The following is a 12707-nucleotide window of genomic DNA, read 5'->3' on the forward strand; positions in this document are numbered from 1 at the left end:
CCTCGGTATCAAGGTCGCCGCCTCCAGCGTCTGGGAGATCCTCCGTGCGCACGGCGTCCCGCCCGCGCCCGAGCGGCAGAGCACGACCTGGGCCGCTTTCCTGCGCAGCCAGGCCGAGGCCCTGCTCTCCTGCGATCTCTTCGAGATCCGCACGCTGACCGGGGCGCGCCTGTACGTCTTCGCCGCCATCGAGCACTCGACGAGGCGCATCCGGGTCCTGGGCGCCACCGCGCATCCGACCGCGCAGTGGGTCGTGCAGCTCGGACGCAACCCGCTCATGGAGATCGAGGACGCGGGCAGCACGGCCAGGTTCCTGACCCGTGACCGCGACTCGAAGTTCACCGCCGCCTTCGACGCCCTGATGGCCGATGCCCGCCTGAAGGTGGTCACCACCGGCATCCGGATGCCGCGGATGAACTCCCTCATCGAGCGCTGGATACAGACCTGCCGCAGGGAACTCCTGGACCGCACCCTGATCTGGAACCAGCGCCACCTCCTCCACACGCTCCGCGAGTTCGAGACCCACTACAACGAGCACCGGCCACACCGAGCGCTGATGCAGGCCGCGCCCCTGCGCTTGCTACCTGAACCGATCAACCCGTCAGGGCACGTCACACAGCTGGAGGTCCTCCGACGAGACCGACTCGGCGGCACACTCCACGAGTACCAACATGCCGCATGACCAGCGCGGATGAATATTCGGCACCCGCACAGCCATCGGGTCGCCCGCAGCGGCCGGGACGAGGACCAAGGCGACGTGGCCGAACCTGCCTGGCGGTGACCCGGCAGCGCGGGTCCGTCCGCGCGATGTCGGTGTCGGCTGGGTGCCGGGCGGCATGGGCGACGAGGCGCTACTGCGGGGGCCGGGTCTACGGAGCCGACTACGACGACCCGAGTTTTTTCTGACGATATTTCTGCCACATAACCCGGAGGCCGTGGCGTTACCAAGGTATGGATCAATCATCGAGTGCGGACACGCCGGCTGAACCCCGGCCACCGGAGTTCCCGGGCTTCGTCGCCTCCCGCGGGCGACAACTGCTGCGCACCGCATTCCTGCTGACCGGCGGTGACGCGTATCTCGCCGAGGACCTCGTCCAGGAGGCACTGGGTCGGATCTTCGTGAAGTGGCGCAGGATCTCCCGGCTGGCGAACCCGAGTGGATACGCGCAGACCGTTCTGGTCAACACCTTCCTCTCCTATCGCAGACGGCGCAGCGCCTCCGAGCGGGTCACCGCCGAGTTCCCTGACGTCGCCGTCGACGATCCGGACCCTGCGCTGCGGCTGACGCTGCTGCGGGCGCTGGGCCAGATCCCGGCGAAGGACCGGGCCGTACTGGTGCTGCGGTTCTGGGAGGACCGCAGCGTCGAGGAGACGGCGGCCACGCTGCGGCTGAGCTCCACCGCCGTCCGCTCGCGCAGCACCCGCGCGCTGACCCGGATGCGCGCCCTGCTCGGCGACGACCTCGACACGGCCGTGCGCCGCACCCCCGGAACGAGCCCCTCCACCCACAAGGCGGTGCTTCGCAGTGCCAACTGACGACGACTTCGAGGACGACTTCGCCCGCGCCCTGCGCGGCGCGGCCGAGCTGGCACCCGAACCGCTCGCCCACGCCCTCACAGCCGGTGCCCAGGAGCACGGCCGGCGCCGACGCCGTCGCCGGCTCACCGCGGTGACGGGCGGCCTCGCCACGCTGGTGCTCGCCGCGACGGGTGGCTTCATGGCGCTGGGCCATGGCCCGGGCATCGCCGACCCGGCCGCACCGGACCTGCCGACCATCTCCAAGGACGAGGTGGTCGCCATGGCCACCGCCCTGCTGCCGCCGGGGAAGGTGACGGTGCTGGCCGCTTCGGGCGCGGGTGAGAACGGCCGGCCAAAGCCCGGGAACGGGGTCGGCGCCACGGTGCTGTACGACGACGGTGCCGGGGCGAGCATCTTTCAGTTCGGCGCGGAGCGGACGGAGCTGACACCCGAGGCAGGCGCCGTCTGCATGGACGGATTCAACACACCCCAGGACTCCTGCACCCGGACCACGCTGCCGGACAGCTCGATCGTGGTGATCGACAAACTGCGGAACGAGCACACGCCCGGGGGCCGAGAGTGGCGCGCCACCTGGGCGGCTCCGGACGGACGCCGGGTGTCCGTCACCGAGTACAACGGGCAACCGGCCTCCACCAACCGGGAGAACCCGCCGCTGAGCGCCGAACAGCTCACTGCGTTCATCACCGCCCCGGCCTGGGAACGGGCCTTCGCGGCCCTGCCGCCCCGGAGGAACGCTCCCAAGCCGCCGGCGCCCGCCCCCACGACCGGCCCGAGCGCGGCCGAGCTGCGCGCCAAGCTGGTGCCCCTGCTGCCAGCCGGGGCCACGTCGGCTGTTCCCGCGGGCTCGGACGGGGCGAACCTGTCGGTGGCACTGGACGGGCGCACCAGTATGGTGCACGTCGCCGTGGAGCCGGCCTCGAAGCAGGGCAAGGCGCGGGCGAAGTCCGCCGAGAGCGGCCCCACCACCCCGCTGGAGGTGTGCGAGAAGCAGCCCGACGGCACCCTCGTGGTCACCAACCGCTTCGGCAACGGCAAGACCGCGACCGATCCGGTCCTGCACTGGACGGCGGAGGTCTACTCCCCGGACGGCCACCACGTGTTGATCTCCGAGTGGAACGGGGAGAACGGCTACACGGCCCGCCCCGGAACCCCGGCGCTCAGCCCGGAGCAGCTCAAGGCCATCGCCATCGACCCGGCCTGGCGCTCCTGACACACCCCGGTGATCCGGCGGTCCGGCCCGGGAGCCTCCCGCGCCGTCCCGCTGGAACCGGCAGACCCAGCTGCTGGACGGCTTCGACAAGGCCGCCGAGGAGATCCGGATCACCCGCAAGACGCTGCTGGAGCTGCCCGATCCGCGACCGCCCGCGCGGCCGGCCGCAAAGCTGCCGGACCATCCGGCCTACCAGCAGATCATGGCAGTATTCGCCGCAGCGGACGCCCCGTTGCGGGCACGGACGGTGTGTGAAGCGATGGACATGGAGATCGCTCCCAGCGACATCAACAACGTCCGCCTCAAGCTCAAGCGGCTCGCCGAGCGGGGAATCCTGGTCGAGACCGAGCGGGGGCTGTTCGCGTGGCCGCGACCATAGCCGCCCAGCGAGCCCGCACCCAGGCCGCTTGCCCCAACCGAAAGGGCAAACGGGCGCCAGTTCACGTACCGCCCCTGACAACTGGGCACCATGCCCACCGGCTGCTGGTCGGCTTGACATGGCACAGCTCGTTGAGTGAGCACGACAGGATCACCGCCGCGCCGGCCGCGGTGGTGATCCAGGTGAGGCTGTTGGCAAACGCGCACTATGTGGCACGAGAGGGCGTTGCCCGTTGGTGTCGGGCTGCGACAGGTGCGGCGGCTGCGGTAGATGAGTGGTGATGCCGGGTCAGTGTGGCGCGTTTTGGACGGCGAAGCCGTGCAGGAGGGCTCCGGTGGTGTCGGGGTCCTCGAACATGGGTGTGTGGCCGACACCGTCGAGGATCTCGATTCGGGCGTGGGGGATTCGGTGGTAGTCCTGGGCGGAGGACGGCTGCCATCGCCGGTCCTGGGAGCCGAAGATCACCAGGGTGGGCAGGTCGAGGCCGGCGAGTCGGTCGGGGATGGGCCGTTCCTTCGTGTACGCGGTGGACGCATCGTCGGTCGCGGTGAGGCTGCGGTAGGTCATGCCCCGGATGTCGGTGACTATCTGGTCGGGGATCCGCACCTGACGGGTGAACGCGGTGCTCAGCGCGTCACGGATGGTGCCGTCGGTGCGCAGCCGCCAGAGCAGTTCCCCCACCACCGGCGTGGCCACCAGGCGGCCGGTGAAGCTGTCGCCGATGTACGCGTCCAACCGCGGGCCAGTGTCGATCAGCGCGATCGCCGCCACCAGGTCGCGGCGCTGTTCGGCCAGCGACGTGGCGACGTCGCCGCCGGTCGAATGCCCGACGACGGTCGCGCGGCGCACCCCGAGCCGATCGAGTACGGCCCCGACCCGGCGTGCCTGCTCCGCCATGCCGTAGCCATCGGCCGGTTTGGCCGATCCGCCGTGCCCGAGCAGGTCCACCCGCACCACGTGCAGGTCCCGCAAGGCCGGCAGCACTGGATCCCACCATGCCGTCGAGCCGCCCAGGCCGTGCAGGAGCACCACCGTGGGCGCGCCGGGCGGCCCATCCTGCGCGACGTGGATGTCCCCGCCGGGAAGGCGGACGATCTGCCCGCCGGAGGCTTCGGCTGTCTGCGTGGACACTGCCAACGTGTTCGCCGTGAGGAGGGCGGCCAGCACGCCGACGGCCAGCAGCGTGATCCGCCACCGTCGACTCCACGCCCGCCGTCCGCGCGGGGTGCGCGGCGCAGCGCCTGCGCGGCTGCGGGTGCGTGGGTCTTGCGGGGTGGTCGTCTCGTCCATGACTCCTCCGTCGCTCGGTTCGTGGCACCCCACCCTGCCGACGGCCGGCGCGACGCGTCTTGGAGAAATGTCCGCGCGTCACGCATGGTTGATCCCGCCGCCGAGCCGCTCGTACAGTCGAGACGTGCTACCAGTTCGCCGGAAGGCAGACCCCACTGCGGCCTGGGAGATCGCGCGACCGTCGCGGGCAACCGCGCTGCCCGGTGTCGACATGGCCGGATTCCGCATTCGCGGCGACAGCCCGATCGAACTACGAGCCATCCCCCACCCCGCCGTCACCGTGGCCGTCGAGTTCGGTGACCGCCCGTTCGGCATCCACGGCGCCGGCGGCGGAATGCGGTCGGCGAGCCTGGCCGCCGGGCTCGCCTTCAGCGCGTTCCAGGTGCGCGCCGAAGGCATCGAGTGCGTGCAGATCCGCCTGTCTCCGCTTGTCGCGCACCTCGTGCTCGGGCTCCCGCTCGCGGAGTTGCGCGGGAGCGTCATCGCGCTCGACGACCTGTGGGGCCGCGACACGCCGCGTCTGCGGGAGCGGCTTCACCATGCGCGAACCTGGCCGGAGCGCTTCGCGCTGATTGACACAGAACTGCTTACCCGGCTCCGTGCAGGCAGGCCGGTCGATCCCGAGGTGGCCTGGGCCTGGCGCCAGATCGCCGCCAGCCACGGCCAAGCCCGCGTGAGCGACCTCGCGGCCCGCACCGGGTGGAGCCGCCAGCGCATGTGGTCACGCTTCGGCTCGCAGATCGGCCTGACACCCAAACGCGCCGCCATGCTGGTCCGCTTCGATCACGCCATCCATCGCCTGGTCTGCGGGCACACCCCCGCGCGGGTGGCAGCGGACTGCGGCTATGCGGACCAGTCTCACCTCCACCACGACGTCCGCGCGTTCACCGGGGAACCCCCCACCGCCGCTGCGAACGAGCCATGGCTGGCCGCCGACGACAGGGCCTGGCCGGCACACGGCGGCGCGGCCTGACCGGCACCACGAGTGACCGGTCTGCCGAAAGAGATCCGAGTCTCAGGTGAGCGTCAGGTTGAGGGGCCTAACGTTCGTCTACTGCCTGACCGGTGAGGACAGATGTGACATCACGTCACATACCGCCCTCTCAAGTCCCTCGAACAGGAACTGGTTGCCGGGCAGATCAGCGAGGAGGAGTTCGATCGCCGCGAGACGGAGCTCCTGGACTAACTCGACGAGATCCACCGGTTCTGGGCCGCGAAGCAAGCATGAGTGCCGGCGAATGCGTACGCAAGGGGCTACTGCTTGCCCGCGCTGATGATGCATGCCGGTGGGTCCGGCCGACGGCCGGCCAGCGGCGCGCACCCGACGTGCCGGTCCGTCACCGTACGGCATCAGCACCGTAAGGTCCTCTGCGAGGACATGAGGCCCGGTCGCCCGGACCGGGGCGCCGGAGGGGCGCCGGGCCGCGGGAAGGACGAGACGAAGGGCTGGCACGTCACATGCAACAGCGCAGTCTGCGGGACCTCCAGGTGTCGGCCATCGGCCTCGGCTGCATGGGGATGTCCGCCTTCTACGGTACGGCCGACCAGGACGAGGCCATCGCGACCATCCGGCGCGCCCTGGAACTCGGCATCACCTTCCTCGACACGGCGCAGGTCTACGGACCGCTCACCAACGAATCCCTGGTCGGCGAGGCCGTCCGGGGACACCGTGACGAGTACGTGATCGCCACGAAGTTCAACTACCGGATGGACGACGCCGTTCCGGGTGACATGTCGACGGTGGGCCGCCAAGACGGCTCCGCCGAGCACGTCCGCAGTTCCGTCCACGGTTCGCTCGCGCGGCTCGGGACCGACCGCATCGACCTGTACTACCAGCACCGGGTCGACCCGGCCGTGCCCATCGAGGAGACCGTCGGCGCCCTCGGCGAACTGGTCGCCGAGGGCAAGGTGCGCCACATCGGGCTGAGCGAAGCGAGCGCGGAGACCATCCGCCGCGCCCACGCCGTCCACCCGGTCACCGCCGTCCAGACCGAGTATTCGCTCTGGACCCGGGACGTGGAAGCCGAGGTGCTCCCCACCTGCCGGGAACTCGGAATCGGCTTCGTGCCGTACTCCCCGCTCGGGCGCGGCTTCCTCGCGGGCCGCTTTAGCTCCCCCGACGAGCTCGACCGGGACGACTTCCGCCGCACCAACCCGCGCTTCACCGAGGCCAACCTGGCGGCCAACCTCCGGCTCGCCGGGAAGGTGAAGGAGATCGCCGCGGAGAAGGACATCACCCCGGCCCAGCTGGCCCTCGCCTGGGTCCTGGCCCGCGGCGAGGACCTCGTCCCGATCCCGGGCACCAAGCGCCGCACCTACCTGGAGCAGAACGCGGACGCGGTCGGCGTCGAGCTGACCGACGAGGACTTGGCCCGCATCGACGCCGAGCTGCCCGGGGCGGCGGGCGAGCGCTACGACGAGGACGGGATGCGGGCGGTGAACCGCTGAGCAGCAGCCGCCGCTGACCGGCTGCGCCCGCCTCGGCATCAGGTACCGGTCCGCCGCCACTCGGCGGGCTGAGGGCGGGGTCCCGGTGGCGGGTCCCGGTGGCGGGTCCCGGTGGCGGGACCCCGCGCGGTCGTCACTCCTGGAAGGGGCTCGGCTCCCAGGCCTTCCCGCCGACCGGGTAGCTGTACAGCGGGCGGCCCTTGACCGCGCTGGTGCGGAACGGCGTGCCGTCGCCCGGGCCGATGGTCAGCGTGCCCTTCCGGTTGCCGCTGGACCACTCCAGTTCCAGGTACCAGCTGACGTCGTGGGAGGTGGTCTCGGCGGTGACCTAGATGACCTCCGGGTCCCGCTCGCTCACCTTGACCGGCAGGCAGGTGCTGCCCTCGGTCACGACCGGGCGGGGGCGGGCCGCGTCCAGGTCGAGGTCGTACGATTGGACGTCGACTCCGCCGCCGCAGCCCTCGCCCATGGAGTAGGCGTTCCAGGCCAGCGGGGCCGCGGTCCGGGCGATGCGGACGTTGAGGGCGGTCAGCACCACGGTGTCGCTGCCGGTGCCCTGCACGGCGAGCTCGATCGACTGGTAATGGCCGGGGACCGCGCCGACCTTGGAGACCCAGGCGGGGACGTCCACCAGTGCGGGCGGCCGGGGGACTTCCGACGGCGGGCGGTTGACCACGTACTGGTCGCACGCGGTTTCCCAGCCGGACGGGCGGACGGCGACGGTGATCGGGGCACCCGCACCCTGGTCCGCGGCCCCGGCGGGCCCCGAGGGGGTCGCGCCGGCGGCGGCCGGCGTTGCGGCGGGGGGCGGGAGCGGGTCCGGGGATCCGGCGGACGGACCGGCGTCCGCCGCCGGGGCGGGAGCGGACGCGGGGTCACTGCCCGTACCCGCCTTGAGACCGGTGGCGACGGCCCCGATGGTGGCGAGCACCGCGGCAGCCGTCACGGCGGCGAGTACACCCCGGCGCACTCGCCGCTGCGGCGGCACGGCGGGGGTGCGCGCCGGGGCGGCCGCCCCGTCCTGCGCGACGTCTCCCGCGGCCGGTCGCGGTTCCGGTACCGCCTCCGGTACCGGTGCCGCTTCCGCTGGGCTCTCCGCTGCCGCAGGCCCGAAAGCCGCAGAACCCTCCGCGGCCGTCGCAGTCACCGGAGCCGCTGACGGAGCCTTCGCCGCCGGGGCGGATGCCTGCCGGTTCCCCCGTGCCGCGTGGGCGATGACCCACAGCCGGTAGAGCTCGTGCACTCCTGCGGTGTCGCCCGGCACAGCCGCGCGAGGCGTTCCAGCGGGGTGAACTCCGCTGGCATCACATCGCCGTTGCAGTAGCGGTGCAGGGCCGACGTGCTCACGTGCAGCCGTCGAAGTCGCCCCCGGCGTCTGGGGCGACATCGACAAGGACGAACCGTTCACCATCGGCCGCTCCCAGGTCTCCACCGCGGACGCCGCCACGCACACCATGACGATCGTGCGGGACGGCAAGTCCACCACCGTGCCCGCCACCCTCGGCGACGACAAGCACCCCTCCTGGGGCGGAACCATGGTCATCATGTCCAAGGAGAAGGTCACCCACATGAACTCCCAGACCGTCGGTCTGGGCAGTGAGTACGACATCCCCGCCGTCCCGCACGCGATGCGGCTGACGAGGAGCGGCACCTACCTCCACGGGAACTACTGGTACAAGGGCGACCCGTTCGGCAAGGCCAACACCAGCCACGGCTGCGTCTCGCTCAAGGACGTGGAGGGCGGCAGCGACACCTCCCCCGCGGGGTCGTTCTTCAACAGCTCGCTGATCGGCGACGTCGTCACGGTCGTGAACACCAAGGAGAAGACCGTCTCCCCCGACAACGGCCTCGGTGGCTGGAACCTGCCCTGGGCCAACTGGTAGCACCCGCCGCCCGCCGAGGGGCCGTCCTCCGCCACCGGCGCGACCGCCCGCTCCCCCGGGACAGCCGCGCCGGTGACGGTCAGTCGCACCCGGCCGGGAGACGATCCGTGGAAGGGGACGGGCTCGTGCGCCGCGCGCCTGAGGGCGACCGGCGTACGAGCGCGAGGCGGCGGCGCCTGGATCGAGGAGTACGACGTCCAGCGCAGCACCTGGACCGCCCTGATCGACAGCCGCATCGTCTCCAACGCCGCCAGCCTGGTGAGTTTCGGCTGTCGGCGCAGGTCAGCGGCCGGTGAGAACGGCTGCAGCATCTGCGATGCGAGCGCTCGGCCAAACACCCCGAGGAGCCCGCCACCGCCGCGTCAACGACGGAGACACGGGACACCGAGTACAGGCGCCAGGTCACCATGGTCGACCAGCGGGAGAAGGGTACGCGAGGACGGCGGTGCAAGGGGTCGGATCGTCCGGTGCGCATCGACGCGGCGGTCCAGGCGGTGCTGTTCCGCTGCGGCGGGTTGTGCGAGAACCCGCGGTGTACCGGGCAAGGCGGCGGCCTTCCTCGCCGTCCACCAGGCGCTGCTCGGCGTCTACCTGGGCTGCGTCTTCGCCCCGAACCACAAGGGCATGCTGATGGTGATCCCGGAGATGCGGCTCGACTTCCTGCGCCGCCAGGTGCTCACCTCGCGCAACGTTCGCGGCGGGTTGGTCGTCGACGCCGTGATGGGCGGCCTCAACTATCAGGTGGAACACCACCTCTTCCCCAGCATGCCGACGCCCGAGCTCGGACGGGCGGCGCGGATCACCCGCGCGTTCTGCGCGGAGAAGGGCATCTCGTACTACGAGGTCGGCCTGTTCCGCTCGTACCGCGAGATCCTCGCCTACCTGCACCGCACCGGGGAGCCGATCTGCTCGGGGGAGTGAGACGGGCAGGGGTCGACGGTGACGCTTCCTCAGATGCGCCCGACCTGCCAAGATCCGCTGGTGAAACACGTGACTTACCGTCTCCATCCGGCACAGATACGCCGCCAGTGGATCTTCTCGACGCTCTACCTGGCCGGTGGTGCCTACCTTCTGTACCGCGGTTCGCTCTTCCCGATGAACGTCCGGACTGCCGCCGTCATGGCTTTCGGCGTTCTCCTGATCATCGGTGGACTCCTCCAGGTGAGGGGCGCCTTCAGCAGCGTGAGCTTCGACGAGCGCGAGATCTGGTGGACCGGGGCGCTGGGCTCCCGCAAGCGGTTCGCCTGGGCGGACATCACCAACGTCGAGGTCGGGAAGAACCGCAACCGCCCCGATTCCGGGGACGTCGTGCGGGTCACCCACCGGGAGCACGGCGACTTCAAGCTGCCGGCGGTGATCGGCATGCCGGGCGCCTGGCGCGACCCGGACTTCGAGACCAAGGCGGCCGACGTCGTCGCCACCTGGCGTGCGGCGACGGCGACGTCCGTCCCCGCGGCGTAGTCGGGCATATGTGGCCCCTCGTTCGCCTTTGGACGAGGGGCCGCTGCTCAGGACCGCGTCGCGCGCCGTACCCAGTAGTGCCAGCCGGGGCGGCTGTGACGTCATCGGGCTGCACACCCACGCGGCCACCGTGAACGCGTTCAGCGCCCTCGGGGCCCCGCTGCGCCCGCTCAGCCACGACGCGGTGGTCTTCGCCGAGCGCGGCCTCCCGAGCTTCGGCGCCACCGCCAACCTCGTCCACACCCAAGAACTCGGCAAGGCCCTCGCCGCCGACCTCGGCCCTGCCCGGGCCTGCCTGATGCCGCAACACGGCCTGCTCACGGCGGTCCGGGACATCGCGCACGCCGGCATGTACGCCGTCCTGCTGGAACGGGCGCGCGCCATCCAGCTGACCGCTCAGGCGGCCGGTCCCGTGCGGCACTGGACCGACCACTGGCTGGGTTTTGAACTGGGCACGACGACGCTGTGGCACCACCCGACCATCAAGGACCTGGCGGAGTACCTGGCCGAGGAGGTCGCGCAGCGTGCCGCCTCGGTGTAGGGCCGGAGCGCTCCGGGGAGCCGGTACCGGTCCGGACGCGCCACCGCTGGCGCTCCGGCACCGGCCCACCGCCCCCGGGGAGCACACCGTGTACGCCGTCCACCCCGGCGCGCTCCCGTCGAGCGTCTGGGGTGGCATCGCGCAGGCGCTGCCCGGGGACTGCGGGGCCGTCGTCCTGGACCTGGCCGGTGTCCCCGAGTACTTCGAAGCCGCGCTGTCGGGCGGGCGCACCGAGCTGACCGTCGCCTCGCTGGTGGACCGGCTGGTCGCGGAGTACCGCGCCGACCGGGTGCGGCAGCCGGCCGGCGGCCCGGTGACCTTCGTCGGCTGGTCCTTCGGCGGTGTCCTCGCGCAGGCGATGACCGAGCGCCTGGCGCGGTCGGAGCGGCCCGACCGGCTGGTGCTCCTCGACAGCATCGCCCCCACCGACGCCTACCAGCAGCCTGACGACGCGCTCGACCCGCCCCTGCTGCTGCGCTGGTTCGCGATGTACCTGGGCGCCAAGCGCGGCCGTACGGTCTCGTTCGGCCCCGGCGGAAGCGTCGGCCTCGACACCGAGACCGGGCTGGTCCGCCTGCTCGACGCCGCGATCGACTGCGGCGCGCTGGCCGAGGGCACACCGCTTCCCGGCCTGCGCAAGCTCTACGACACCTACGTCGACGGGCTGTTGCGCAACAACCGGCTCACCTCCACGCACCGCCCGGCGCCCTCGTCCGTGCCGCTGGTCCTGGTCAAGGCCGCGGACAGTCTCATCCCGGAGGACGAGACGCTCGGCTGGGCGGAGCTGGCCCCGCACGGCCTGGCCGTGCACACCACACCGTGCGACCACTACACGACCCACGAGGAGCGGAGGCCCCGCCCCTTCATCGCATCAGAGGCCTGTTGGGGGAGTTCGGGTGTTGGCGTTGGGGTTCGTTCTCGCTTGGTCGGGATGCCCCGTACGGCTGTCGGTTGTGGTGGTGCTGATGCGGTCTGAGACGATGGCTGGGGCCGGGGGAGTGGCGTTTGCCCCGAGTGGAGCGTCCTGGGCCCTGTGTGCGCTGGTGTGGCTACCAGGTCGGCTGGGTCGAGCGCGCTCTGCCCGGTCTCGAAGCCGGGAAGTGGGTGGCGGTGTACGAGGGCTGCTTCATCGGCGACCGGACCACCAGGGAAGCTATGCTGCGCGACATCCCCGAACAGGCCGCCCTTACTCACAATGTGACTGGACGTCATAGTCGCCGATGGTCGATACGATCAGGGCATGACTGCGGATGAGCGAATCGAGAAGGCTGGACTCCTCTACGAGCGCGCCGTCTTCGGTGGAGACAGCGGTGTGCTGGCGATCGCTGATCGAGACCTCGATGCGGTCGAGGCTGACCTCGCTCTGGCTCGTGGCCGTGTGATCCACGCCCGCTTCCTGGAAGGGCGGGCCGAAGACTCGCGGGAGCTGGAGCTCTTCGAGCGTGCGGCGGAGCTGTATGAGGGGCTTGGCGATGCGCGAGGCCAGGGCGAGGCGGTGTTCTGGGTCGGCACCTTTCACCAGGTGGTCCGCGACGACACCGAGACCGCCCTGCCCGCTTTCAGACGCGCCCTGGACCTGGCCACCAAGGCCGGCGACCGGCTGACCATGTCCTATGCCCTGCGGCATCTCGGCTTCGCTGACCACATGGCCGGCCGCCTGGGCGCGGCCCGCGTGCACTTCGAGGAGTCCACTCGCCTGCGCCGGGAGTTGGGCTTCCTACCGGGAGTGGCGGCCAACCTGATCGGGCTGGCCTACCTCACCGCCCAACAGGAGCGGCGGGGCGACGCGGCCGCGCTGCTCAAGGAAGCGACAGAGCTCGCCGAAACCACCGGATCCAACGGCGTTCTGCGCTGGATAGCGGGAGCCCGTAAGGAGCTCGACCTGCCCTGAGACGGCCTCTCTGAAAGTACGCGTCGCACGGCGAGCCACCGCCGAGGCTGTCGACGGCCACTGCG

At 71.2% G+C, this 12707-nt stretch carries 14 protein-coding genes and 1 pseudogene; 13 read left to right on the forward strand and 2 right to left on the reverse strand.

The features are described from left to right. From ACWC9T_RS29935 to ACWC9T_RS29950, 4 genes are all read left to right on the forward strand, one after another. A partial coding sequence (locus tag ACWC9T_RS29935; protein ID WP_449824171.1) for an integrase core domain-containing protein occupies positions 1–682 on the forward strand: 682 nt, incomplete at its 5' end. Between the two features lie 269 nt (positions 683–951). Then, positions 952–1536 carry a SigE family RNA polymerase sigma factor gene (locus ACWC9T_RS29940; protein WP_449824172.1) on the forward strand — a complete coding sequence of 195 codons (585 nt, stop codon included), beginning with the start codon at positions 952–954 and terminating at the stop codon, positions 1534–1536. Continuing rightward, on the forward strand, positions 1526–2749 hold the full coding sequence (locus ACWC9T_RS29945) for a hypothetical protein (protein WP_449824173.1): 1224 nt from the start codon (positions 1526–1528) through the stop codon (positions 2747–2749). Before ACWC9T_RS29940 ends, ACWC9T_RS29945 begins: the two co-directional genes overlap by 11 nt. Positions 2750–2951: 202 nt before the next feature. After that, on the forward strand, positions 2952–3128 hold the full coding sequence (locus ACWC9T_RS29950) for a hypothetical protein (protein ID WP_449824174.1): 177 nt from the start codon (positions 2952–2954) through the stop codon (positions 3126–3128). 288 nt (positions 3129–3416) lie between these two features. On the opposite strand, the gene ACWC9T_RS29955 is transcribed toward ACWC9T_RS29950, so the two are convergent. Further along, positions 3417–4418: an alpha/beta fold hydrolase gene (locus ACWC9T_RS29955; protein WP_449824175.1), complete on the reverse strand. Its 1002-nt coding sequence runs from the start codon at positions 4416–4418 to the stop codon at positions 3417–3419. A gap of 211 nt (positions 4419–4629) precedes the next feature. Here ACWC9T_RS29955 and ACWC9T_RS29960 point away from each other — a divergent pair, with 211 nt between their 5' ends. From ACWC9T_RS29960 to ACWC9T_RS29970, 3 genes and pseudogenes are all read left to right on the forward strand, one after another. Next, a complete protein-coding gene (locus ACWC9T_RS29960; RefSeq protein ID WP_449824176.1) occupies positions 4630–5391 on the forward strand; it encodes a helix-turn-helix domain-containing protein in 762 nt (253 codons plus the stop codon). Positions 5392–5529: 138 nt separating this feature from the next. Next, positions 5530–5604 (forward strand): annotated as a pseudogene (locus ACWC9T_RS29965) (gas vesicle protein GvpG); the annotation flags it as partial. A gap of 272 nt (positions 5605–5876) precedes the next feature. After that, positions 5877–6866, forward strand: a complete 990-nt coding sequence (locus ACWC9T_RS29970) for an aldo/keto reductase (RefSeq protein ID WP_449824177.1) — start codon at positions 5877–5879, stop codon at positions 6864–6866. Between the two features lie 328 nt (positions 6867–7194). Here the strand turns inward: ACWC9T_RS29970 and ACWC9T_RS29975 are convergent, their stop codons facing one another. Continuing rightward, positions 7195–7812 carry a hypothetical protein gene (locus ACWC9T_RS29975; RefSeq protein ID WP_449824178.1) on the reverse strand — a complete coding sequence of 206 codons (618 nt, stop codon included), beginning with the start codon at positions 7810–7812 and terminating at the stop codon, positions 7195–7197. Between the two features lie 463 nt (positions 7813–8275). Here ACWC9T_RS29975 and ACWC9T_RS29980 point away from each other — a divergent pair, with 463 nt between their 5' ends. The 6 genes from ACWC9T_RS29980 (at position 8276) to ACWC9T_RS30005 (ending at position 12642) form a co-directional block, all read left to right on the forward strand. Then, the gene (locus tag ACWC9T_RS29980) at positions 8276–8749 is read left to right on the forward strand and encodes a L,D-transpeptidase (protein WP_449824208.1); all 474 of its coding nucleotides are present in this window, start codon (positions 8276–8278) and stop codon (positions 8747–8749) included. 258 nt (positions 8750–9007) lie between these two features. Next, positions 9008–9670: a fatty acid desaturase family protein gene (locus tag ACWC9T_RS29985; protein ID WP_449824209.1), complete on the forward strand. Its 663-nt coding sequence runs from the start codon at positions 9008–9010 to the stop codon at positions 9668–9670. Positions 9671–9739: 69 nt separating this feature from the next. After that, complete coding sequence (locus tag ACWC9T_RS29990; protein ID WP_449824179.1) at positions 9740–10210, forward strand: DUF308 domain-containing protein; 471 nt, start codon at positions 9740–9742, stop codon at positions 10208–10210. Between the two features lie 10 nt (positions 10211–10220). Then, positions 10221–10751 carry a class II aldolase/adducin family protein gene (locus ACWC9T_RS29995; RefSeq protein ID WP_449824180.1) on the forward strand — a complete coding sequence of 177 codons (531 nt, stop codon included), beginning with the start codon at positions 10221–10223 and terminating at the stop codon, positions 10749–10751. A gap of 88 nt (positions 10752–10839) precedes the next feature. Further along, the gene (locus tag ACWC9T_RS30000; protein WP_449824181.1) at positions 10840–11727 is read left to right on the forward strand and encodes a thioesterase domain-containing protein; all 888 of its coding nucleotides are present in this window, start codon (positions 10840–10842) and stop codon (positions 11725–11727) included. A 264-nt stretch (positions 11728–11991) separates the two neighbouring features. Further along, positions 11992–12642, forward strand: a complete 651-nt coding sequence (locus ACWC9T_RS30005; protein WP_449824182.1) for a tetratricopeptide repeat protein — start codon at positions 11992–11994, stop codon at positions 12640–12642. The last annotated feature ends 65 nt before the right edge of the window (positions 12643–12707 follow it).

It is taken from the genome of Kitasatospora sp. NPDC001159, assembly GCF_053598235.1.